This window comes from Pseudonocardia charpentierae (genome assembly GCF_031845345.1).
Classification (GTDB): domain Bacteria; phylum Actinomycetota; class Actinomycetes; order Mycobacteriales; family Pseudonocardiaceae; genus Pseudonocardia; species Pseudonocardia charpentierae.
In genome coordinates this window covers 247,798-270,080 of record NZ_JAVREJ010000002.1, presented here as the reverse complement: position 1 = coordinate 270,080, position 22,283 = coordinate 247,798, and the positions used below count along the sequence as shown (strand labels likewise).

The window sequence follows — 22,283 nt, the reverse complement described above, 5'->3', positions numbered from 1 at the left end:
GGGCAGTTCAGCGGCGGCGGCCGAAGGCGCGGAGGCCGAGCAGTGCGGTGACGGCGCCCATGCCGAGCAGGCCGACGGTCGTCGCGTTGTTCGGGCCCGACCGCACGACGACCTCGGGTCGGATCACCGCAGGCGCCGGGATCGGGGCCGGGGCCTCCTTCTCGACGCCCGGAGCCGTCGCCGCCCACGCCGTCACGAACAGGATGAAGCGCGACACGAAGTTGACGAACACGAGCAGACCGAGCAGCGACCCGAACACAGCGCCGCTCGGCGAGCTCGTCACGCTGCTCAGGTAGACGGTCATGACCTGCTTGAGGATCTCGAAGCCGACCGCCCCGAGGACCGCGGCCCTGACCGCGCTGCGGATCGGCGTGTGCTGGCGCGGCAGCCGGGCGATGACCCAGAGGAACACCAGGAAGTTCGCGACGAGGCCCAGCACGATCCCGAGCAGGCCCAGCAGGAACTGCGCCCAGCCCTGGTCGCCGAGGCCGACGAACTCCAGCACCGTGGCCGCGAAGCCCGACGCGAGGCCGGTGATCGCGAACGAGCCGACGAGCGCGATGCCGAGGCCGAACAGCGCGAGCAGGTCGAACAGCAGGCGCTTGGGCATCGCGGGCGGCTCCGGCGACTGCGCCCACTGCTCCGAGAGCGCCTCCCGCAGGTTCGTCATCCACCCGATGCCCGAGTACAGCGCGGTGAGCAGGCCGAAACCGGCCACCGTGTTCCGTTGCGCGATGGCCTGGTCGATGATCGGGTTGACCGTCTCGGCCAGGTTGGGCGGCAGGGCTGCATTGATCGCCTGGCGGATCTCGTCCAGCAGGGCCGGGTTGAAGAACAGCACGTAGCCGGCGACGGCGAACGCGATCATCAGCAGCGGTACCAGCGACAGGATCGAGAAGAACGTGATCGCTGCCGCGTAGTGGTCACCGTGGTGGTCGGTGTAGCGGGCGCCGGCCCGGACCAGGTGGTCCAGCCACGCGTAGCGGGCCCGGAACTGCTCGAGCTTGGTCGGCTTGGCGTCGCCGTCCTTCTGCTCTCCGGCACGGACCTCCGCGGCGACCCGTTCGGACGCGGCCCGATCGGCCTCGGCCCGGTCCGATACAGCGGTCACGGCGTACTCCTCAGGGGTGTGCGGGCGGCAGGAACCCGATCTTCTCGTGGACGGTGGCGAGCGTCGACGCAGCCACGCCGCGAGCCCGCTCGGCCCCCCGCGCGAGAATGCGGTCGAGCTCGGCCGGGTCGTCCAGATATGCCCGTACCCGTTCCCGCAGCGGCGACACGAAGTCCGCGACGACGGCGGCGAGGTCCTTCTTGAGGTCGCCGTAGCCGCGGCCGACGTACTCGCCCTCGATCTCGGCGATCTTCCGCCCGCTCAGTGCCGAGTAGATCACCAGGAGGTTCGAGATCCCGGGCTTGGCCGCCGGGTCGTAGCGGATCTCCCGCTCGGTGTCGGTGACGGCCGAGCGGATCTTCCTGGCCGAGACCTTCGGGTCGTCGAGCAGCTCGACGATCCCGCCGGGGCTCGACGCCGACTTGCTCATCTTCGCCGTGGGGTCCTGGAGGTCCTGGATCTTCGCCGCGCCCACGGGGATGTAGGGCTCCGGCACCACGAACGCCTTCCCGAAGCGGGTGTTGAACCGCTGCGCCAGGTCGCGGGTGAGCTCCAGGTGCTGGCGCTGGTCCTCGCCGACCGGGACGCGGTCGGCCTGGTAGAGCAGGACGTCGGCGGCCATCAGGATCGGGTAGGTGAACAGCCCGACCGTGGCCCGTTCCGTGCCCTGCTTGACGGTCTTGTCCTTGAACTGGGTCATCCGGCTCGCCTCGCCGAACCCGGTGATGCAGCCGAGCACCCACTCCAGCTGCGCGTGCTCGGGCACGTGCGACTGGACGAAGAGCGTGCACCGGTCCGGATCGAGCCCCAGCGCGAGGAGCTGCGCCGCGGCGTTGCGCGTGCGGGCGGCGAGGGTCTTCGGGTCGTGGTCGACCGTGATCGCGTGCAGGTCCGGGACGAAGTAGAACGCGTCGTGGTCGTCCTGCAGGGCCACCCACTGCCGGACCGCGCCGAGGTAGTTGCCGAGGTGGAAGGAGTCGGCGGTCGGCTGGATACCGGACAGGACCCGCGGTCGACGGTCGGTCGGCGTGCTCATGGCCCCATTGTCCCGCCCCCGGCGACCCGATTCCCCCGGGTCCCGGCCGTCGTCCTCGCACAGGCACAGGCCGCTCCGCAGAGGTCCCGTCGTCGGCGCAGGGGCGATCGCCTCTGCGAGGAGGTACGCCGTTCTGCGAGGACGGTGGGCTACTCCGCGCGAGGAGCCCGCGGTGGGCCCGCGACGTCCGCGTCGTCGGCCTGCTCGGGCTCGGCCCGGTGCACCTCGACCACACCCGAGTCGAGGTCGATCGGTCCGAGGCGCCAGCCCTGGCCGTCGCCGGCCTCGCCCGCCTCGGACCGCAGCTTGCGCGACGGGAACATCTCGCCGAGGACACCCATGCCGGCCACGCTACGCGCGGCGCGGAGCCTGCCGCACCGGCTCAGGCCACCCACCACCAGTCGTCGCCGAGCGGGAAGCGGGGCGTGAGCGGGTCGCCGAAGCCGTCGATCACCTCCGGGCGCCCGGGCGGGATGCGGGCGAAGCCGGCCGCACCGTCCGGGATGCCGACGTAGGCCGGCGCGAGCAGCACGGCGCGGTCGCCGACCCCGCCGACCCGCGCGAGCTCGCCGGCCAGGACCGCCGCACGACCAGCCGGCCCACCACGACCAGGGTCGCCGTCACCGCGACCACCCACAACCCGCCCAGCACGGGCCAGGCGGCGACCCAGAGCCAGGAGTAGAGCGGGAGCTCGAAGAACCAGCCGAGCGCGAGGCTGGCCCAGGTCGCCGCAACCACCGCGAACCAGACCGGGGCGACGCCTCGCGACACACCGGCCGGGGAAGCGTCCCCGCCGCTGGTCATCCCGGGGTGACCAGCGGCGGCCGGGACCTCGACATCAGGCCGTGTGCAGCGGTAGCAGGCGGGGCCGCGCCGCGGCCGCCGGCTCCAGGCGCGCGACCGGCTCCCGGTACGTGGTGCTGCGCTGGCGCACGGGCCGGCCCGCCGCGCTGGCGATCGCCGCCAGCTCGGTGACCGTGCGCGCCGACCCGTTCTCCGAGCCCGCCATCCGGCTGATCGTCTCCTCCATGAGCGTGCCGCCCATGTCGTCCGCACCGCCGCGCAGGACGTCCGCCGCGAGCTCGTCGCCGAGCTTGACCCACGAGACCTGCACGTGGTCGATCCGCCCGTGCAGGGCCAGCCGGGCGAAGGCGTGCACCGCACGGTTGTCGCGCTCGGTGGGCCCCGGCCGGGCCAGCCCGGCCAGGTAGATCGGCGCGTTGTGGTGCACGAACGGCAGCGGCACGAACTCGGTGAAGCCGCCTGTCTCGTCCTGGATCCCGGCCAGCGTGCGGAGGTGCCCGAGCCAGTGCCGCGGCTCGTCGACGTGGCCGTACATCATCGTGGAGCTCGACGGGATGCCGAGCCGGTGCGCGGTCGACACCACGTCCACCCACTGCGCGGCCGGCAGCTTGCCCTTGGTGAGCACCCAGCGGACCTCGTCGTCGAGGATCTCCGCCGCCGTGCCGGGGATCGAGCCGAGCCCGGCGTCGCGCAGCTCGGTGAGCCACTCCTCGATCGACACCCCGGCCTTGGCCGCCGCGGAGACGATCTCCATCGGCGAGAACGCGTGGACGTGCATGCCGGGGACGGCGGCGCGGACGGCCCGCACCAGGTCCGCGTAGAACGTGACGGGCAGCTGCGGGTCGATCCCGCCCTGCATGCACACCTCGGTGGCGCCCGCCTGCGCCGCCTCGACGGCCCGGGCGGCGACCTCGTCGAGCGACAGCCGGAACGCGTCGGCGTCGCGCTCGCGCTGCGCGAACGCGCAGAACCGGCAGCCCACGTAGCAGACGTTCGAGAAGTTGATGTTGCGGTTGACGACGTAGGTCACTTCGTCGCCGACGACGTCGCGGCGCAGGTCGTCGGCCGCCTTCGCCATCTCCTCGAGCGCGGCGCCCTCGGCGAGGATCAGCGCCATCGCGGCGTCCGTGTTCGCGGGGTCGAGCAGAGCGGCGGGATCGGACGACGCGAGGGCGAGCCCGGCACGGACGTCGGCGTCCAACCGCACGGGTGCACCCTGCCGCGTGGCGTCGAGCTGCTCGCGGAGCGAGTCCCAGTCGCCGTAGACCGACGCGAAGTCGCCGCGGCGATCCAGGGTGCGGCCGGTGGTGTCGATGCTCTCGTTGAGGTCGACCCGGCCGGTGGAGGCGAACCCGCCGTCCGGCTCCTGCCACGGGCGGCCCTCCGGGACGGCGTCCACGCGCGCGAGGCCGGTCTCGGGGTCGGCGAGCGCGGCCACGTGCGCCTGCAGCCGGGTGTCGATCCAGGGCGAGCCCGCCCGCACGTACCGCGGGTACACCGTTAGCCGTTCCTGGAGCGTGAACCCGGCCTCGGCCGACCGTGCGGCCAGCTCGTCGATGGCCGGCCAGGGACGTTCGGGGTTCACGTGGTCCGCCGTCACCGGCGAGACGCCGCCCCAGTCGTCGATACCGGCGCGGAGCATGAGCCCGAACTCGTCGCCGACGAGGTTCGGCGGCGCCTGCAGCCGCATCTTCGGCCCGAGCACCAGTCGGGCGACGGCGATCGTGGCGGCGAGGTCGTCGAGGTCGGCGTCCGGATCGTTCGCCATGGCGGTGTCCGGCTTCGCCCGGAAGTTCTGGACGATCGTCTCCTGGACGTGCCCGGCGGCCCGCGCCGCCGCGCGGATCGCGAACAGCGCCTCGGCCCGCTCGACGCGCGTCTCCCCGATGCCGATCAGGATGCCGGTGGTGAAGGGCACGCCGACGCGCCCGGCGTCGGTGAGCGTGCGCACCCGGACGGCGGGCTCCTTGTCCGGGCTGCCGAAGTGCGGGCCTCCGGGCTCGCTCCACAGCCGCGTGGCCGTGGTCTCGAGCATCATCCCCATGCTCGGCGCGACCGGCTTGAGCCGCGTGAGCTCCTCCCAGCTCATGACGCCGGGGTTGAGGTGCGGGAGCAGCCCGGTCTCCTCGAGCACGGCGATCGCGCAGGCGCGCACGTACTCCAAGGTGGAGTGGTAGCCGCGGGCCTCGAGCCACTCGCGTGCGGCCGGCCAGCGCTCCTCGGGCCGGTCGCCGAGCGTGAACAGCGCTTCCTTGCAGCCTGCCGCCGCGCCGGCGCGGGCGATCTCCAGGACCTCGTCGCGCTCGAGGAAGGCCGCGGGCAGCCGGTGCGGGACGGTGACGAAGGTGCAGTAGTGGCAGCGATCGCGACAGAGCCGGGTGAGCGGGATGAACACCTTGCGGGAGTAGGTGACGACGCCCGGGCGGCCCGCGTCGACCAGGCCGGCGTCGCGCACGCGGCCGGCCGCGGCGAGCAGCTCGTCGAGCTGTTCGCCCCGGGCGGCGAGCAGGACGGACGCCTCGGTGACGTCGAGTGCAACCCCGTCGCGGACCCGGCGCAGTGCCCGGCGCAGCGCCGAGGCAGAGGGGGTGGCAGCGGACGGTGACGTTCCGGACGAAACCGCCCCGGGGGTCGCGGGCGGCGGGGGGATCGGCTTGTCGGCCATGACTGCACCTTATGTCGGCCCACCGACGGTCCGCGTCCGGCTGATCATCGCCTCGGTCACGCAAGCCGGTTGTGGGATGGGCAAGGGTCGCCGGGCGGGCCACCATGGCGTCATGCGCGGACTTCGCGCGGCATTCCGGCCCGCGCGCGGCGCCGAACCGCAGCAGCGCCACCGACGGCGCGTGACGTGGCCGTTGTCGATCGCGCTGCTGCTCTGCCTCGCGGGCTGCGCCGCGGCGGTCGTGGCACCTCCGGCGCCGCCGGGCACGCGGACGGTCACGCTGCACACCCCGGACGGCGACCGCAGCGCGATCGTGCACCGGGCGGCGTCGGCCGCGCCCGGAGCTCCGCTGGTCGTGGTGCTGCACGGCGCCCGTGGCACCGCCCGCGACATGCGCGCGAAGCTGGGCTGGGACGCGCTGGCCGACCGCGAGCGACTCGTGGTGGCCTACCCGGACGGGCTCGACCACACCTGGAACGCGGGGCGGTGCTGCGGCTCGGCCCGCGACCGGAAGGTCGACGACGTGGGCTTTCTCGACGAGCTGGTCGCGACGCTCCGGCGGGACGACGGCGTCGGCGCCGTGTACGCGGTGGGGTTCTCCAACGGCGCGATGATGAGCTACGCGTGGGCCTGCGCCCGGCCGGGCGCGCTCGCCGGGATCGGGCCCGTCGCGGGTGCCCTGACCGTCGACTGTCCCGCCCCGGCGCCGTTGACGGTGGTGGCGGTGCACGGGACGCGCGACGAGCGGGTGCCGTTCGAGGGCGGCCGGGGGCCTTCCGGCGTCGACTTCCGCTCGTTCGACGCCTCGCTGGCCCCGTTCCGGACCGCCGCCGCCTGCCCGGCCACCGGAGTGCAGGCCGTCGCCGCCCCCGCCCGGGTCGACGACCGCTCCTGCGACGGGCATGCCGTGGTGAGCGACGTCGTCGACGGGTTCACCCACGTGTGGCCCGGCGCCGGCCCCGCGGCGGGGACGACGACCGGGCCACTGGACGCGACCGGCTTCCTGTGGGCGCACCTGCAGGGGTGACCCCGCTGCTCAGCGCGGCCCGGCGAGCCCCTCGGCGGTGTCGTCCTCGGCGATGGCGGCCCGTCCGGCTTCCAGGCGGGTGACCGGGACGCGGAAGGGACTGCACGAGACGTAGTCGAGGCCGACGTCGTGGAAGAAGTGCACCGACTCGGGATCACCGCCGTGCTCGCCGCACACCCCGATCTTCAACCCGGGCCGGGCGGCGCGGCCCTCCTCGGTGGCGATGCGGACCAGCCGCCCGACCCCGATGGCGTCGAGGGTCTCGAACGGCGACACCGTGAACACCCCGACGTCGAGGTAGTGGGCGAAGAACGCCGCCTCCACGTCGTCGCGGGAGAACCCCCACGCGGTCTGGGTGAGGTCGTTGGTGCCGAAGGAGAAGAAGTCCGCGGCCTCGGCGATCCGGCCCGCCGTGAGCGCGGCACGCGGCAGCTCGATCATGGTGCCGATCGGGATGTCGAGGCGCACCCCCCGCTGCGCGGCGACCTCGGCGAGCACCGTGTCGGCCTGGTCGCGGATCAGGTGCAGCTCCATCACCGACCCGACCAGCGGCACCATGATCTCCACCTGCGGGTTCCCGCCCGCGGTGATCCGATCCGCCGCCGCCTCGGCGGCCGCGCGCACCTGCATCGCGAACAGGCCCGGGATCGTCAGCCCCAATCGGACACCGCGCAGCCCGAGCATCGGGTTGGACTCGTGCAGGCGCTCAACGGCGGCCAGCAGCTTGTCGTCGTGGGCGGTGTCCTCACCGCGCTCGCGCGCGACGGCCACCTTGACTGCCAGCTCGGTGCGGTCGGGCAGGAACTCGTGCAGCGGCGGGTCGAGCAGCCGCACCGTCACCGGCAGCCCGTCCATCGCCTCGAACAACTCGACGAAGTCGCCCCGCTGCAGCGGAACCAGGGCCTCCAGGGCCGCGTCGCGCACCTCGGCCGAGTCGGCGAGGACCAGCCGCTCGATCAGCACGCGGCGGTCGCCGAGGAACATGTGCTCGGTGCGGCACAACCCGATGCCCTGCGCGCCGAGCCGGCGGGCGCGGGCGGCGTCGTCGGCGGTGTCGGCGTTGGCCCGCACCCGCAGCCGCCGGGCCGCGTCGGCGTGGGTGAGGATCGTGTCGACCGCGCGCACGAGGTCGGCGGTCTCCTCGTCGAGGCCGGCCCCGTTCCCGCCGCCGTCGGCGCCGGCGAGCGTGGCGTCCAGGCCGTGCTCCAGGTAGTCGACCACCGGCGAGGTCACCACCGGTACGTCGCCCAGGAACACCTCGCCGGTCGTCCCGTCGATGGCGATGACGTCGCCCTCGTTGATCACGACGTCCCCCACCCGCGCCGTGCGGGTGCGGACGTCCACGTCGATCGCCTCGGCGCCGCAGACGCACGTCCGACCCATGCCGCGGGCGACCACTGCCGCGTGGCTGGTCTTGCCGCCGCGGCTGGTCAACACCCCGTTCGCGGCGATCATGCCCTCGAGGTCGTCCGGGTTGGTCTCCCGGCGCACCAAAACGACCGACTCCCCCGCCGCGTGCCGCTTGACGGCCACTGCCGAGTCGAACACCGCCGCCCCCACCGCCGCGCCCGGCGACGCCGCAAGCCCCTTGGCCAGCAGCTTCTTCTCCGCCGCCGGGTCGAACTGGGGGAACATCAGCCGGGCCAGCTGCTCGCCGGTCACCCGGGTCAACGCCTCGTCCAGCGTGATCAGCTGCTCGTCGACGAGCTGCGCGGCGATCCGGAACGCCGCCCCGGCCGTCCGCTTCCCCACGCGGGTCTGCAGCATCCACAGCTTGCCGCGCTCGACGGTGAACTCGATGTCGCACAGGTCCCGGTAGTGGGTCTCCAGGCGGCGCATCACGCCGAACAGCTGCCGCGCCGACGCCGGGTCGCGCTCGGCCATGTCGTCGAGGGTCAGGGTGTTGCGGATGCCGGCGACGACGTCCTCACCCTGGGCGTTGGGCAGGTAGTCGCCGTAGTGGCCCTGCTTGCCCGACGCCGGGTCGCGGGTGAAGCAGACACCGGTGCCGGAGTCGCCGCCCAGGTTGCCGAACACCATCGTGCACACGTTCACCGCGGTGCCCAGGTCGTTCGGGATCCGCTCGCGGCGCCGGTACAGCCGCGCCCGCTCGGTGTTCCACGAGTCGAACACCGCCTTCATCGCCAGGTCGAGCTGCTCGCGCGGGTGCTGCGGGAACGGCCTGCCCGTCTGCTCCTGCACGATCTTCTTGTACGAGTCGATCAGCTCGTCGAGGTCGTCAGCGGTCAGGTCGACGTCGTCGGTGATGCCTCGGTCCTTCTTCAGGTCGTCCATCGCGTCGGCGAACAGCGCACCCTCGATGTCGAGCACCGTCCTGCCGAACATGGCGATCAGGCGCCGGTAGGAGTCGCGGGCGAACCGCGCATCACCCGAGATCTGGGTCAACCCGTGCACCGAGGCATCGTTCAACCCGACGTTGAGAACGGTCTCCATCATCCCCGGCATCGAGAACTTCGCCCCCGAACGCACCGACACCAGCAGCGGATCCTCCGGATCCCCCAACTGCCGCCCGATCCGGTCCTCCAACGCGCGCAACGCCCGAGTCACCTGCACCCGCAACTCCGGCGGCACCGCGCCATCAACCAGATACCGCCGACACGCCTCAGTCGTCACCGTGAACCCCGGCGGCACCGGCAACCCCAACCGCGTCATCTCCGCCAGGTTCGCGCCCTTACCCCCCAACAGGTCCTTCTCGTCCTTACCGCCCTCGGTGAACTCGAACACGTACTTCGGCATGAGACGACCCCGCAGCTCTGAAGTGGCGACGATGACAAGACCCGGGAGCGCTGCCCCAGCCGCGCTCCGTACTGCTGCGCGATCAGCCTAGGGCGCGGAGCAACGGTGAACGAGAGCTCAGTCACAACATCCGGCGCATCACCAGGCGCGGGAGCTTGCTCGCGACGGCGTCCGTGCTCCCCGCCACCTCGAACCCGGCCTTCTCGAACATCGCCCGCGTGCCGACGAACGCCATCGTCAGGTCGATCCGCCCCGATCCCGGGTCGACCGGATAGCTCTCGACGGCGGGCGCGCCCCGCGATGCGGCGTGGGCGACCGCGCCGTCGATCAGGGGCGTCGTGTACCCGCGCTTGCGGTGACCGCCCCGGATGACGACGCAGATGATGCTCCACACGGGCAGGTCGTCGAGCGGTCGTATCAACCGCGACCGGCTCAGCCGCGTGTTCTCCGACCGCGGGCCGACGCTGCACCAGCCCACCGGCTCGCCGTCGGCGTACCCGATCACTCCCGGCGGGTTCTCCCGGCCGCACAGTGCACGGAACGCCTCCTCGCGGCTCCCGCCACCGAGCTCCGTGATCTCGCCGGCGGTCAGCCGGTGCGACAGGCACCAGCAGTGGCTCGCGCGCCGGTTGGGGTTCACGACCGCGACGAAGTCGTCGACCCGGTCCGGTGTGACGGGACGGGTGTCGAAGGTCATCCGACGAGCCAAGCGAGAGCGGCTCGGTGGGTCAACCCGGAGCGGTCCGGTCACCGACTCGGGCGCCCGAACTCCGGGACGTCATCACGCAGCACGGGCGCGCCGCGCTACTCGGCGGGCGGGCGGCGCCCGCCGTGACGCTGGGGCCGGTGCCGGCCTGGCCCTCTGCGCCCGCCGGGCGGCTTCCGCCTTGGCGTTCGCGATGACCTTCTCGGGACTGATTCCTATTGCGTTCATCCAGCGCGCGCGCAGGCCGCGAAGCTTGCCGGCCGACAGGGTCGCGTAGGCATCGCGCAGCTGGGCCCAGCTCGTCTCGCCGGCCTCGCACTCGCGGCTGAGGGCGGCCAGGAACTGCAGCTCGGCGGACACCAGAGCGTCCACCAGTCGGTGCCGCTTGTCGTGCAGTAGTCCGATCTTGTCGTGAAGAAGTCCGATGTGCTGCGCGGACGCGCGCAGCGGCTCAGGCAGGGTCATGCCGCCACCTCCAAGGGTGTGCTTGTCGCCCGGACGGGCAGCCGTGAACAGGATGTCCTCGGTGTCGCTCCTCGCGGCTTTAGTTAACTATAGTTATCAAATCGGCATATTGCTAAGGATGGTAAGCAGTTCAACTCCGAGGGCGGCTCATGCAACGTCCGCGGGCTCACCGCCGGTGACCGCGACCAACTCGGTGAACGTCGTCGGGAAGACGGCGTGCGGGATGCCGCCGGCCGCCCAGATCTCGGGGTACTGCGCCAGGTCCCGGTCGACCAGCGTGCGCAACGGCGCGGGATGCCCGACGGGCGCCACACCGCCGATCGACTGGCCCGTCGCGGCACGCACGAAGTCCGGGGACGCCCGGCGTACCCGCCCGGCCCCGACCAGGGCAGCGATCTTCCCGGTGTCCACCCGGTGCGCCCCGGACGTGAGGACGAGCAGCGGAGCGCCGTCGGCGTCGAACACCAGCGAGTTGGCGATCTGTCCGACCTCGACGCCGAGAGCGGCGGCGGCCGCCGCAGCGGTCGTCACGGCATCGGGCAGCACCTGCAGGCCGTCGAGGGCCCGCGGCGCCGCACCTCCGGCACGCAGGTGGGCGAGAACCAGGTCGACGTTGCGGTGGGTGGAACCGGTCATCCCCGCATCAGACCACGCCCGGTCAAGCGGGTTCGCTACCCGCAGTTCGTGCCCGGCATCGGGGTGAGGAACTGGTCGGCGGCCCAGCGGTCGCCCTCCAGCTCACGGAACCCGCCGGTGACGGTGGTCGTGCCGTCGACGACCGCGCCCTCGGAGAGCACCTCGACCTGGGCGGCGTCCGTGCTCGGGGCCGACCGCACGCGCAACTCGGCGGCGGAGACCCGCAGCTGGCAGCCGGTGGACCCGTCCGCCGTGCGGATCGCGCTGGTGCTGTTGTCGGCCGGGGCGTCGAGCATCGCGAGGATCGTGAGGACGATCCCGCTGATGAAGACGAGCCCCCACCCCCGGATCTGCCACGGCTTCTTGAGGGAGGCCGTCCACTTCGCCGCCATGCCGCTTCGCCTCCCGGACGCAGGGTCGACCTCCGACGGTAGCCGACCGGCCACAGCTGCGTGAAGTAGAGACGGGGCGGGGCGGCGTACCGCCCCGCCCGGCCGTCAGCCGTTGGCGGTCTTGAGGTTCTCGTCCAGGGTGGCCAGGAAGTCCTCGGTGGTGAGGAAGGGCGCGTCCTTGTCGATCAGCAGCGCGAGGTCCTTGGTCATCTTGCCGCTCTCGACGGTCTTGATGACGACGTCCTCGAGCTTGTTTGCGAAGGCCGTCACCTCGGGCGTGTTGTCCAGCTTGCCGCGGTGCGCGAGCCCGCGGGTCCAGGCGTAGATCGACGCGATCGGGTTCGTCGAGGTCGGCTTGCCGGCCTGGTGCTGGCGGTAGTGCCGGGTGACGGTGCCGTGCGCGGCCTCCGCCTCGACGGTGCGGCCGTCCGGGGTCATCAGCACGCTGGTCATGAGGCCCAGCGACCCGAAGCCCTGCGCGACGATGTCGGACTGCACGTCGCCGTCGTAGTTCTTGCAGGCCCAGACGTAGCCGCCCTCCCACTTGAGCGCGGCGGCGACCATGTCGTCGATCAGGCGGTGCTCGTAGGTGAGGCCCTTGGCCTCGAACCGGTCCTTGAACTCCGACTCGAAGATCTCCTCGAACAGGTCCTTGAAGCGGCCGTCGTAGGCCTTGAGGATCGTGTTCTTCGTGGACAGGTAGACCGGGTACTCGCGGTTGAGGCCGTAGTTCAGCGAGGCCCGCGCGAAGTCGCGGATCGACGCGTCGAGGTTGTACATCGACAGCGCGACGCCGGGGCCGGGGGCCTGGAACACCTCGTGCTCGATGGGCGCCGACCCGTCCTTCGGGGTGAACGTGATCGTCAGGGTGCCCTCGCCCGGGAACCGGAAGTCGGTGGCGCGGTACTGGTCGCCGTACGCGTGACGGCCGACGACGATCGGCTGCGTCCAGTGCGGCACCAGGCGCGGGATGTTGGAGATGATGATCGGCTCGCGGAAGATCACGCCGCCGAGGATGTTGCGGATCGTCCCGTTCGGGGAGCGGTACATCCGCTTGAGACCGAACTCCTCGACGCGGGCCTCGTCCGGGGTGATCGTTGCGCACTTCACACCCACGCCGTGCTTCTTGATCGCGTTCGCGGCGTCGACGGTGATCTGGTCGTCCGTCTTGTCGCGCGCCTCGATGCCGAGGTCGTAGTACTCCAGGTTCACGTCGAGGTACGGGTGGATCAGCTTGTCCTTGATGAACTGCCAGATGATCCGGGTCATCTCGTCGCCGTCGAGCTCGACGACGGTGCCCTCGACCTTGATCTTCGCCATGTCGGCCCTCCGCTCGCTCCGCTGCTGCTCGAGACGGAGCCTACTGACGGGGTCCGACAGCGCCGGGCGGAGCGGGCTTCGTCACCCCACGGTCAATGAGCCCCGAGTGATCGTCACGGCGAGCAGGACCACCGCGAGGCCCAGTCCCGAGTAGGCGAGGATGTCGAGGACCTTGCTGCGGATCGCGAGCAGGCCCGCGCGGTCCGGTGGCAGTGCGGCGCGCAGCGCGGCGGCGATCAGCAGGGCGGCGCCGAGCGTCACCGAGCCCTCGCGCCAGTGTGCGGTCGCCACGCGCAGCAGGCCGACGACCGCGACGGCCAGCACGACGATCATCGGCCACTCGACCGGCAGCCGGGAACGCAGCGAGCGCGGCGCGGATGTCACGCGGTCATTCTCGCAGCCGCCCCGGCGCACCGTCACGGCCGCGCACGCCGGCACAGGCGTGGGAGCATGCGCGCCGTCCGTCCCACCCACCGACGCGTCCGGAGAGTCATGGAGATCGCAGGTTCGGCCGCGCTGGTCACCGGGGCCGCGTCGGGGCTCGGCGCCGCCACCGCCGCCGCGCTCGCCGCGCGCGGCGTCACCGTCTACGGGCTGGACCTGGAGAAGGCGGTGGCGGGCACGACCGCCCCCGACGGCGTGACGCTGCTTCCGGCCGACGTCACCGAGGAGTCCGGGGTGCGTGAGTCGCTGGCCCGGATCGACGATGACGGGCAGCAGCTGCGGCTGGCGGTCAACTGCGCGGGCATCGCACCGTCGGCCCGGATCGTGTCCCGGCGCGGCCCGCACGACCTCGACCTGTTCCGGACGGTCGTCGGGGTCAACCTCGTCGGGACGTTCAACGTGCTGCGGCTCGCCGCCGACGCGATGAGCCGGCTCCCGGCGGACACCGACGGGCAGCGCGGGGTGATCGTCAACACCGCCTCGATCGCGGCGTTCGAGGCCCAGATCGGCCAGGTCGCCTACGCCGCGTCGAAGGCCGGCGTCGCCGGGATGACGGTGACCGCCGCCCGCGACCTCGCGCAGCACGGGATCCGGGTGGTCGCGATCGCGCCGGGGATCGTCGACACGCCGATGATGGCGGGGATGTCCGACGAGGTGCGGGCGGGGCTCGCGGCGAGCGTGCCGTTCCCGCAGCGGCTCGCCCGACCCGACGAGTACGCCCGGCTGGTGCTGATGATCGCCGCCCACGACTACCTCAACGGCGAGACGATCCGGATGGACGGCGCGCTGCGTATGGGCCCGCGGTAATGGTCACCCGATCCGCAGGCCGTGGGCGGCGGCGAAGGCGAGCGCGGTCTCGATGTCGACGGTCGTGCCCGCGAGCTGTGCCCCGCGGAGTGCGTCGGCGTCGAGCCGCGCCCCGCGCAGGTCCGCCCCGTCGAACCGGGTGCCGTGCAGACGGGCACCGCCGAGGTCCGTGCCACGCAGGTCGGCCTCGCGCAGGTCCGCGTCGACGAGGTTCACCTCTCGCATCCGCAGACCGGACAGGTCGGTGCGGCGCAGGTCGACTCCGCCCAGCGCGGCCAGCGTGAGGTCGGAGTCGGTGAGCGTCAGCGGGCGTACCCGGCTGTCGCGCACGGTGCTGCCGAGCAGCGAACACCCGGCGAAACTCGCGTCGCTCAAGGTGGTGCGCTCGAACGTGCACGACCGGAAGGCGCTCCCCCGGTGTGCCGACTCGCCGAGGTCCGCGCCGCGGAATGCGCAGCCGTCGAAGGTGCACCGCTCCGTGACGAGCCCGCGCAGGTCCGCGTCGTGGAAGGTGCAGTCGACGAACCGGCGCCCGCTCCACGTCCGACCACACGCCGCGGGGCCGTCGAGCACGAGATCGGAGAGGTCGAGGTCGGCGTACTCGGTGTCGTCGGCGAGCAGGGTCTCGATGTCGGCAGGACGGTCGGGCACGTCGCCGAGCCTGCCAGGCGCGCTTCAGCGGAAGTCACGCGACTTCACCGGCACCGCGAGCACCAACCGCGCCAGCCGGTCCGCCACCAGGTTCAGCACCCCCTCCTCGCTGCGTTCCAGCCGGCCGCGCACCAGCAGCGCGGCGCTGCCCAGCGCCACCTTCCGGTAGCGCAGCCACAACCCCTCCGAGCAGGTGACGTTGAGCATGCCGGTCTCGTCTTCCAGGTTGAGGAACGTGACCCCGCCGGCCGTGGCGGGCCGCTGCCGGTGGGTGACCAGGCCGCCGACCAGCACCCGCGGCGGGGCGTCCGGGCCCGCGGCCAGGCCCACGGCGTCGAGACGGTCGATCGAGATCGCCCCGAACCGGTCCAGCCGCTCGCGCAGGTGCACGATCGGATGGCTGTCCGGCGAGACCCCGGTGGCCCACACGTCGGCGACGGTGAGCTCGGCGTCGGTCATCCCCGGCAGCGCGGGTGCGTCGAGACCGACGGCGGTGCCCGGCAACTGGTCCGGCCGCACCGCGGCGACCACCCCCGCCGCCCACAGCGCCGCGCGCCGGTCCACGCCGAACGACCCGAGCGCCCCGGCCGTGGCCAGCGCCTCGGCCTGGGGGACCGTGAGGCGGACGCGGCGGGCCAGGTCGGCCAGGTCCCGATAGGGACCGTTCGCTGCGCGCTCCGCCTCGATCCGCTCGGCGAGCTTCTCCCCGACGTTGCGGATGTCGGTCATCCCCAGCCGGACCGCGTGCCCGCCGGTGCTGTGCGCGTCCGGTTGCAGCACGGCCCGGGCCCCACCGAGATTGACGTCCGGGCCGCGCACCCGGACCCCGTGCCTGCGGGCGTCGGCCACCAACGACTGCGGCGAGTAGAAACCCATCGGCTGGGCGTTGAGCAGCGCCGCGCAGAACGCCGAGGGGTGGTAGAGCTTGAACCAGGCGCTGTAGTAGACCAGCGACGCGAAGCTGATCGAGTGGCTCTCCGGGAAGCCGAAGTTCGCGAACGCCAGCATCCGGTCGAAGATCTTGTCGGCCAGCGCGCCCTCGATCCCGTTGACCGCCATCCCGGCGTAGAACCGCCCGCGCAGCCGCTCCATCCGCTCGGTCGAGCGCTTCGATCCCATCGCCCGGCGCAGTTCGTCGGCGTCGGCCGGGGAGAACCCCGCGACGTCGATCGCGACCTGCATGAGCTGCTCCTGGAACAGCGGCACCCCGAGGGTCTTGCGCAGGGCGTTCTCCAGCAGCGGGTGCTCGTAGTCCCACTCCTCCAGCTTGTTGCGCCGCCGGATGTAGGGATGCACCGAACCGCCCTGGATCGGGCCCGGCCGGATCAGCGCGACCTCGACGACCAGGTCGTAGAACTTCCGCGGACGCAGCCGCGGGAGGGTGGCCATCTGCGCCCGTGACTCGACCTGGAACACCCCGACCGAATCGGCCCGCGCGAGCATCGCGTAGACCTCGGGATCGACCGGCTGCAGCTCGTGCAGCTCGAGGCGGCGGCCGTGGTGCTCCGCAACCAGGTCGATCATCAGGTGCAGCGCGGTGAGCATGCCCAGCCCGAGCAGGTCGAACTTCACCAGCCCGGCCGCCGCGCAGTCGTCCTTGTCCCACTGCACCACCGTGCGGCCGTCCATGCGGGCCCACTCGACCGGGACCACCTCCGCCACCGGGCGGTCGCAGATGACCATGCCGCCGGAGTGGATGCCGAGGTGGCGGGGGAAGCCGAGGAGCTGGTTCGCCAGCTCCCCGACCTGCTCGGGCATGCCCTGGACCTCCCCGCCCTCCATGCCGTTGCCCCCGATCCCGTGCCAGCGCTCGATCTGCTTGCTCCACGCGTCCTGCTGGCCCGGCGAGAAACCCAGCGCCTTCGCGACGTCGCGCACCGCCGACCGGGGCCGGTAGCTGATCACGTTCGCCACCTGCGCCGCCCGGTCGCGCCCGTAGCGGCTGTAGACGTACTGGATGACCTCCTCGCGACGTCCCGACTCGATGTCGAGATCGATGTCCGGGTAGCCGTCGCGGGCCGGGGACAGGAACCGCTCGAACAGCAGGCCGTGCGCCACCGCGTCGACGTTCGTGATCCCGAGCGCGTAGCAGACCGCGGAGTTCGCCGCCGAGCCTCGGCCCTGGCAGAGGATGCCCGACGCGCGGCAGAAGGCCACGATGTCGTGCACGATCAGGAAGTAGCCGGGGAAGTTCCGGGCCTCGATGACCTCCAGCTCCCGCTCCACCGTGGTGACGGCCTCGGGATTCTCGGTGTAGCTGCCGTAGCGCTCCTGCACCCCGCGCCGGGTGAGCTCGCGCAGCCACTGGGCCTCCGTGCGGTTCGGCGGGGTCTCGAACGGGGGTAGGTCCGGAGCGACCAGGTCGATCGCGAACGCGCACGCCGCGCCGAACTCCGCCGCGCGCGCCACCGCCCCGGGATGGCGCGCGTCGAACCGGGCCGCCATCTCCGCACCCGACCGCAGGTACGCGGTGCCCGCGGGCGGCAGCCACCCGTCGGCGTCGTCCAGACTGCGCCGGGCCCGCACCGCCGCCAGGGCCGTGGCCAGCGGGAACCGCTCCGGTACGGCGTAGTGCGCGGCTGTGCTGGCGACCGTGGGCAGCCCGGCGTCGGCGGCGAGGGCGGCCAGGGCGTCGTTGACCTCGGCGTCCGTGGGCAGCGCTCCGTAGGAGAGCTCGACCGCGACGGCGTCCGACCCGAACCGCTCGACCAGGCCGCGGAGCGCAGCGGCTGCCGCCGCACGGCCGCCCCGCTCGAGCGCCTGCCGCACCGCGCCCTTGCGGCAGCCGGTGAGCACGAGCACGTGCCCGTCCGTGTCGGCGACGACCTCCTCGAGGTCGTAGACCGGACGCCCCTTCTCCTGCCCGGCGAGTTGGGCGGTGCTGATCGTGCGGCAGAGCCCCCGGTAGCCGTCGGGATCGCGGGCGAGCAGGAGCAGGTGACTGCCCTCGGGATCGGCCACTCCGTTCTGAGGCGCGGTGAGGCCCAGCGACAGCTCCGCGCCGAAGACGGTGCCGATGTTCAGCTCGGCGGCGGCCTCGGCGAACCGGACCACGCCGTACATGCCGTCGTGGTCGGTGAGCGCGAGCGCCTCCAGGCCCAGGCGTGCGGCCTGCTCGACCAGCTCTTCGGGATGGCTCGCACCGTCCAGGAAGCTGAAGTTCGAGTGGCAGTGCAGCTCGGCGTACGGCACGCGCGGTCCCGGGGCGGGCGCGGGGAGGTCGGTGCGCCGGTACGGCTCCCGCTTGCGCGACCAGGCCGGCGAATCGCCCCCGTCGGCCTCCGCACCACCCGACAGACTCGAGCCGGTACGACCGGAGAGCGCGGCCTCCAGCTCGGACCACGGCACGTCAGGATTGCTCAACCCCATGCCCGGGACTCTACTCGAACAGACGTTCGAATCTCTGGGTCGAACAGGAGTTGTCCACAGCCCGACCCACGGCCGCACAACCCGCCCCGGACCGACACGGACCCGCCGTCCCTGCGGGCGCAGGCCGAGTCCGGGACACCTCCGTAGGCTCCCGGCATGCGCCCTCTCTCCCTGCGCGCCACGCCGCTCCGGGTACTGGCGCTGAGCGCCGTCGGCCTGGCCATGGCCTGCTCTGCGCCGTCATCCCCGCCGCCTCCCACACCGGCGACCCCGGCGCCCACCGCGACGGCGGCACCGACCCCGGACGCCACGCTCCCGGACCGGCTGGTCGCCGAGGTGACCGGCGACGGAGCGTTCCGCCACCTGGAAGAGCTGCAGCGCATCGCCGACGCCAACAGCGGCAACCGGGCGCTGGCCACGCCCGGCTACGACGCGAGCGTGGAGTACGTCGCGCGGACACTGCGCGACGCGGGCTACACCGTGGAGACGCCCGAGTTCCCTGCACGGTCGTTCTCGGCGCAGGAGGTCCGTCTCACGGTGGACGGCGCGCTGACCGCGTCGTCCGTGCTCAGCTTCTCCCCCGCCACTCCGGCGGGCGGCATCACCGCGCCGCTGGCCGTGCTGACCCAGGACGAGACCTCGGGTTGCGAGGCCGCCGACTTCGCGAACGTCCCGGCGGGCGCCGTGGTGCTGGCGCGGCGGGGAGGGTGTCCGTTCGGGGTCAAGTCGGCGAACGCCGGCGCAGCGCGGGCGGCCGCGGTGCTCGTGGCCAACAACCAGGACGGCCCGCTGGACCAGGCCACCCTCGGCGACGTCGCCAACGTGCTCCCGACCGTGGGCCTGAGCAAGGCCGACGGCGACGCACTCGCCGGACGGGCGGGCGTCGCGGTGAACCTCGTGCTGGCGACGACGATCGAGGACCGGACGAGCCGCAACGTCGTCGCCCAGACCACGACCGGCAACCCGGACAACGTGGTGATGGCCGGCGCGCACCTGGACTCGGTGCAGGCGGGGCCGGGGATCAACGACAACGGCTCGGGCACCGCGGCCCTGCTGGAGACGGCCGTGCGGCTCGGCGGTGCTCCCGCGGTGGCGAACGCGGTGCGGTTCGCGTTCTGGGGCGCCGAGGAGGAGGGACTGATCGGCTCGACGCAGTACGTCGCCGGGCTCTCGGACGCCGACCGCCAGAAGATCTCGCTGTACCTCAACCTGGACATGGTGGGCTCGCCGAACGCCGGCTACCTCGCCTACGACGGCGACAACTCGGACAACGAGGGGGCCGGGCCCGGACCGGAGGGGTCGGCGACCGTCGAGCGCGTGCTCCTCGAGCGGCTCGCGACGACGGGCGTGACCGGCGAGGGCACCGATTTCGACGGCCGCTCGGACTACGGCCCGTTCATCGCCGCCGGGATCCCGGCGGGCGGGCTGTTCACCGGAGCCGAGGAGATCAAGACCCCGGAGCAGGCGCAGCGCTGGGGCGGCACGGCCGGCCAGCCGTACGACCGCTGCTACCACCAGGCCTGCGACCGCATCGACGGGATCGACCGGACGGCGCTGGACCGCAACACCGACGCCGTGGCGGGCACGATCGGCCGCTTCGCGCTCTCCACCGACGGCATCCCGGCGTGACGGACACTGCTCAGTCGTAGACACCGGCGACCTCCCAGCGGCCGGCGCGCGCGAACAGCAGGAACGCGGCGCCGTCCGCGCGGAGCACCTGCAGCCTGCTGCCCGCCATGCCGTCCGGTGCCCACCACCGCTGCGCGACCGGCCACGGCCCGGCCCAGCCGTGCACGTCCCGGGGCGGGCCGCCGTCGACGGCGAGCGTCCGCGGTGCCGCGGTGAGCAGGTCAGGGGTGGCGAGGTGCACGGGATCCCCGGCGGCGTCGCACAGGTCGGCAGGCAGCGGGTCCGGGGGGACGACGGCGGGCGAGGGCGCGGGCAGCCGGCCGGGCCAGGGCGGCGGTGGCTCCCGCACCGGCGACCCTGATGCGCGGCCGGCCTCACCGCCCGACGCCGCCGGGACCCGGCTCGCGGCCTCGTCGCGGTCGTCCCCCCAGGGCACCAGCCGGACCCGCTCCGCGGGCTCCCGGCCACCGGTGAGCACCGCGGTGACCACCGCCTCCGGCCCGAGCAGCGCCTGCACGCGCACCAACGCACGGCCCGCCCGCTCGTCCGCCTCTCCGACGTCGCCCCACAGACCCAGTTGCAGCGCGCCCGCACCGACCGTCTCCTCGGGCACCAGCTGCAGCCTGTCGACGGCTCCGCGTCCGCCCCGGACGAGCCAGGAGTCGAGCTGCCAGCGGACGCGGTCCGCGGTGCCGGACGGCGTGAGCGGCTCGGCGCACCGCCAGACGCGGTGCAGTTCCTCCCCCGACGTCGTGCGCGCCCCGACCCCCAGGCGCGTGCACGACAACCCGTGCGCCGCCAGCACCCCGTGCAGCCGCTGCGCCAGCGTCCGGGCGGCGAAGGCTGCGGCGTCCACCCTGTCCACCGGCGGGTCCAGCTCCAGCTCGACGGCCAGCTCCGCGGGGGGCCACCGGCGGACCGGCGGCCGCGGGTCCAGGCCGCGCGCCAGCCGGTGCGCGAGCACGGCGTCCGCCCCGAACCGCGACGCCACGTCGCCGGCCGCCAGCGCACCGAACGCTCCCAGACTCCGCAACCCGAGCCGGCTCAGCAGCCCGACCAGCTCGGACCGGTCCACCTCCGGCTCGCGGTCCAGCTCCTCCACCTCCAGCGGGGCGAGGAAGGCAGGAGTGTCGCCCGGCGCGACGGCCACGCCGCGCCGGGCGGCGAGCACCGCGGCGAACAGCCCCTCCGCGATCCCCGCCTGGCACTCCACCCCGGCGCGACCCGCCACCTGGTCCACGAGCCGCTCCGCAGCCGCGAGCTCGCCCCCGAAGTACCCCGCCGGGCCCTGGACGGGCAACGCCAGCAAGCCCGGCCGGATCACCTCCACTCCCGGCGCCAGCTCCTCGACGGCCTCGACGACCGGCTCGAACATCCGGGCGTCGCGGTCGGCGTCGCGGGCCAGCACGACGAGCTCGGGGCACCGAGCCTGGGCCTCGCGCCTCCGCAGCCCGCGCCGCACCCCGGCGGCGCGGGCGACGGCCGAGCAGGCGAGCACCCGGTTCGCGACGACCACGGCGGCAGGCCGGTCCGGAGTGAGGTGCGCGGCCCGCGCCGCGGCGGTGACCGGCCAGTCCGGCGACCAGAGCGCGAGCACCCGCACGGGCACGGTCATCCCGCCTCCCGGTCCGCGATCGGCCGGTCGACCGCCGAGGCGTCGCCCTCGACGTCGACCGCGAGCCGGCCCGCGACCCCGGGGAGGAGCAGCCGGGCGCTACGGCCCGCAGGAGCGACACCGCGCCCACGCAGCCGCACGCACACCCGCCGCGTGCGCAACCGCCCGACGTCGCCGCTCCCGGCGCCCACGCCCCGCCATCCGCCCTGCTCGCAGGTCAGCTCGAGGTCCGCCCCCGGCCACGGGCCCAGCGGCAGCAGCACCGCACCGCGCTGCCGGGCCCGGGCGGCCAGACGCGCGCGGTCGCTGCTGTGCAGCACCCGACCCGCCACGACCACGAGATCCAGCCCGTCCAGCAGAGCCGCGGTGACCGCCACCAGGTCCGCCCCGGGATACGGGACCAGCGCCAGGCGCTCGAGCGCGACCCCGGCCTCGGCCGCGGCCACGAGTCCGAGGTCCGGGCGACCGATCACTCCGGCCCAGGCGCCACCGTCCGAGGCCTCGGCGAGCAGTGCGAGCACCAGCGAGGTGGCCCCCACCGTTCCCGTGACCGCCACCGTCGTGCCCCGGCGCAACCCGCCGCCCGGAAGCAATGTGGCCAGTGGCGCACCCACCGGGAGCACCCGGCCGTCCGCTCCCGGCTCGGCAGCCGGACGCGGCCCCGCCGCCCGGTCTTCCAGGCGCCGCAGCAGCCCCCGGGCCGTCGCCAACCGGTGCGCGGTGTCGGCCTCCCCGCCGACAACCGAGCCGGTTGCCGCCGCTCCCTCGCCCACGCGCACGCCTCCCGGCCACCGCAGTCGTGGGGAGACGACCGTTCGAACTGATGTTCGAATCGTAGCGAGGGCGAGG

The 22,283-nt window shown here is 73.3% G+C and carries 19 protein-coding genes; 3 read left to right on the top strand and 16 right to left on the bottom strand.

Translation table 11 applies throughout. The features are described 5' to 3' along the window. Positions 1–7: 7 nt before the first annotated feature. The 5 genes from yhjD to RM445_RS04280 form a co-directional block, all read right to left on the bottom strand. Positions 8–1,111: an inner membrane protein YhjD gene (gene yhjD, locus RM445_RS04300; RefSeq protein WP_311554674.1), complete on the bottom strand. Its 1,104-nt coding sequence runs from the start codon at positions 1,109–1,111 to the stop codon at positions 8–10. A 10-nt stretch (positions 1,112–1,121) separates the two neighbouring features. Further along, positions 1,122–2,147 (bottom strand): tryptophan--tRNA ligase, encoded by a 1,026-nt coding sequence (gene trpS / locus RM445_RS04295; protein ID WP_311554673.1) that lies wholly within the window; start codon positions 2,145–2,147, stop codon positions 1,122–1,124. Between the two features lie 149 nt (positions 2,148–2,296). Then, positions 2,297–2,488: a hypothetical protein gene (locus RM445_RS04290; protein WP_311554672.1), complete on the bottom strand. Its 192-nt coding sequence runs from the start codon at positions 2,486–2,488 to the stop codon at positions 2,297–2,299. Between the two features lie 41 nt (positions 2,489–2,529). After that, on the bottom strand, positions 2,530–2,784 hold the full coding sequence (locus RM445_RS04285) for a hypothetical protein (protein ID WP_311554671.1): 255 nt from the start codon (positions 2,782–2,784) through the stop codon (positions 2,530–2,532). Positions 2,785–2,985: 201 nt separating this feature from the next. Beyond that, entirely contained in the window at positions 2,986–5,616 is a 2,631-nt protein-coding gene (locus RM445_RS04280) for a bifunctional FO biosynthesis protein CofGH (RefSeq protein WP_311554670.1), read from the bottom strand. A gap of 112 nt (positions 5,617–5,728) precedes the next feature. On the opposite strand from RM445_RS04280, the gene RM445_RS04275 reads away from it, so the two are divergent. Then, positions 5,729–6,643, top strand: a complete 915-nt coding sequence (locus RM445_RS04275; RefSeq protein ID WP_311554669.1) for an alpha/beta hydrolase family esterase — start codon at positions 5,729–5,731, stop codon at positions 6,641–6,643. Positions 6,644–6,652: 9 nt separating this feature from the next. On the opposite strand, the gene ppdK is transcribed toward RM445_RS04275, so the two are convergent. The 7 genes from ppdK to RM445_RS04240 form a co-directional block, all read right to left on the bottom strand. Beyond that, a complete protein-coding gene (gene ppdK, locus RM445_RS04270; protein ID WP_311554668.1) occupies positions 6,653–9,400 on the bottom strand; it encodes a pyruvate, phosphate dikinase in 2,748 nt (915 codons plus the stop codon). A 121-nt stretch (positions 9,401–9,521) separates the two neighbouring features. Beyond that, positions 9,522–10,097, bottom strand: a complete 576-nt coding sequence (locus tag RM445_RS04265) for a GNAT family N-acetyltransferase (protein WP_311554667.1) — start codon at positions 10,095–10,097, stop codon at positions 9,522–9,524. Positions 10,098–10,181: 84 nt separating this feature from the next. Then, the gene (locus RM445_RS04260) at positions 10,182–10,571 is read right to left on the bottom strand and encodes a hypothetical protein (protein WP_311554666.1); all 390 of its coding nucleotides are present in this window, start codon (positions 10,569–10,571) and stop codon (positions 10,182–10,184) included. 147 nt (positions 10,572–10,718) lie between these two features. Beyond that, positions 10,719–11,207, bottom strand: coding sequence for a YbaK/EbsC family protein (locus RM445_RS04255; RefSeq protein WP_311554665.1), 489 nt, complete (start codon positions 11,205–11,207; stop codon positions 10,719–10,721). 35 nt (positions 11,208–11,242) lie between these two features. Then, positions 11,243–11,599, bottom strand: coding sequence for an SH3 domain-containing protein (locus RM445_RS04250; RefSeq protein WP_311554664.1), 357 nt, complete (start codon positions 11,597–11,599; stop codon positions 11,243–11,245). Between the two features lie 105 nt (positions 11,600–11,704). Further along, complete coding sequence (locus RM445_RS04245) at positions 11,705–12,919, bottom strand: NADP-dependent isocitrate dehydrogenase (protein WP_311554663.1); 1,215 nt, start codon at positions 12,917–12,919, stop codon at positions 11,705–11,707. A gap of 81 nt (positions 12,920–13,000) precedes the next feature. Further along, positions 13,001–13,303: a DUF3017 domain-containing protein gene (locus RM445_RS04240; RefSeq protein WP_311554662.1), complete on the bottom strand. Its 303-nt coding sequence runs from the start codon at positions 13,301–13,303 to the stop codon at positions 13,001–13,003. Positions 13,304–13,411: 108 nt separating this feature from the next. Here RM445_RS04240 and RM445_RS04235 point away from each other — a divergent pair, with 108 nt between their 5' ends. Next, positions 13,412–14,170, top strand: coding sequence for an SDR family NAD(P)-dependent oxidoreductase (locus tag RM445_RS04235; RefSeq protein WP_311554660.1), 759 nt, complete (start codon positions 13,412–13,414; stop codon positions 14,168–14,170). Between the two features lie 3 nt (positions 14,171–14,173). Here RM445_RS04235 and RM445_RS04230 read toward each other — a convergent pair whose 3' ends face one another. Next, positions 14,174–14,743: a pentapeptide repeat-containing protein gene (locus tag RM445_RS04230; RefSeq protein ID WP_311554914.1), complete on the bottom strand. Its 570-nt coding sequence runs from the start codon at positions 14,741–14,743 to the stop codon at positions 14,174–14,176. 102 nt (positions 14,744–14,845) lie between these two features. Beyond that, positions 14,846–18,190, bottom strand: coding sequence for an error-prone DNA polymerase (locus tag RM445_RS04225; RefSeq protein ID WP_311554659.1), 3,345 nt, complete (start codon positions 18,188–18,190; stop codon positions 14,846–14,848). Positions 18,191–18,346: 156 nt separating this feature from the next. Here RM445_RS04225 and RM445_RS04220 point away from each other — a divergent pair, with 156 nt between their 5' ends. Continuing rightward, entirely contained in the window at positions 18,347–19,819 is a 1,473-nt protein-coding gene (locus tag RM445_RS04220) for a M28 family metallopeptidase (RefSeq protein WP_311554658.1), read from the top strand. A gap of 10 nt (positions 19,820–19,829) precedes the next feature. Here the strand turns inward: RM445_RS04220 and RM445_RS04215 are convergent, their stop codons facing one another. Both RM445_RS04215 and RM445_RS04210 read right to left on the bottom strand, forming a co-directional pair. After that, positions 19,830–21,434 (bottom strand): DNA polymerase Y family protein, encoded by a 1,605-nt coding sequence (locus RM445_RS04215; protein WP_311554657.1) that lies wholly within the window; start codon positions 21,432–21,434, stop codon positions 19,830–19,832. After that, positions 21,431–22,207, bottom strand: coding sequence for a serine/threonine-protein kinase (locus RM445_RS04210; RefSeq protein ID WP_397469220.1), 777 nt, complete (start codon positions 22,205–22,207; stop codon positions 21,431–21,433). Before RM445_RS04210 ends, RM445_RS04215 begins: the two co-directional genes overlap by 4 nt. Positions 22,208–22,283: the final 76 nt, after the last annotated feature.

Excerpts from the sequence above, each read along its gene's own strand:
- trpS (WP_311554673.1), bottom strand. The coding sequence starts at position 2,147 with ATGAGCACGCCGACCGACCGTCGACCGCGGGTCCTGTCCGGTATCCAG.
- RM445_RS04290 (WP_311554672.1), bottom strand. The coding sequence starts at position 2,488 with ATGGGTGTCCTCGGCGAGATGTTCCCGTCGCGCAAGCTGCGGTCCGAG.
- RM445_RS04280 (WP_311554670.1), bottom strand. The coding sequence starts at position 5,616 with ATGGCCGACAAGCCGATCCCCCCGCCGCCCGCGACCCCCGGGGCGGTT.
- RM445_RS04275 (WP_311554669.1), top strand. The coding sequence starts at position 5,729 with ATGCGCGGACTTCGCGCGGCATTCCGGCCCGCGCGCGGCGCCGAACCG.
- ppdK (WP_311554668.1), bottom strand. The coding sequence starts at position 9,400 with ATGCCGAAGTACGTGTTCGAGTTCACCGAGGGCGGTAAGGACGAGAAG.
- RM445_RS04265 (WP_311554667.1), bottom strand. The coding sequence starts at position 10,097 with ATGACCTTCGACACCCGTCCCGTCACACCGGACCGGGTCGACGACTTC.
- RM445_RS04260 (WP_311554666.1), bottom strand. The coding sequence starts at position 10,571 with ATGACCCTGCCTGAGCCGCTGCGCGCGTCCGCGCAGCACATCGGACTT.
- RM445_RS04255 (WP_311554665.1), bottom strand. The coding sequence starts at position 11,207 with ATGACCGGTTCCACCCACCGCAACGTCGACCTGGTTCTCGCCCACCTG.
- RM445_RS04250 (WP_311554664.1), bottom strand. The coding sequence starts at position 11,599 with ATGGCGGCGAAGTGGACGGCCTCCCTCAAGAAGCCGTGGCAGATCCGG.
- RM445_RS04245 (WP_311554663.1), bottom strand. The coding sequence starts at position 12,919 with ATGGCGAAGATCAAGGTCGAGGGCACCGTCGTCGAGCTCGACGGCGAC.
- RM445_RS04235 (WP_311554660.1), top strand. The coding sequence starts at position 13,412 with ATGGAGATCGCAGGTTCGGCCGCGCTGGTCACCGGGGCCGCGTCGGGG.
- RM445_RS04225 (WP_311554659.1), bottom strand. The coding sequence starts at position 18,190 with ATGGGGTTGAGCAATCCTGACGTGCCGTGGTCCGAGCTGGAGGCCGCG.
- RM445_RS04220 (WP_311554658.1), top strand. The coding sequence starts at position 18,347 with ATGCGCCCTCTCTCCCTGCGCGCCACGCCGCTCCGGGTACTGGCGCTG.
- RM445_RS04215 (WP_311554657.1), bottom strand. The coding sequence starts at position 21,434 with ATGACCGTGCCCGTGCGGGTGCTCGCGCTCTGGTCGCCGGACTGGCCG.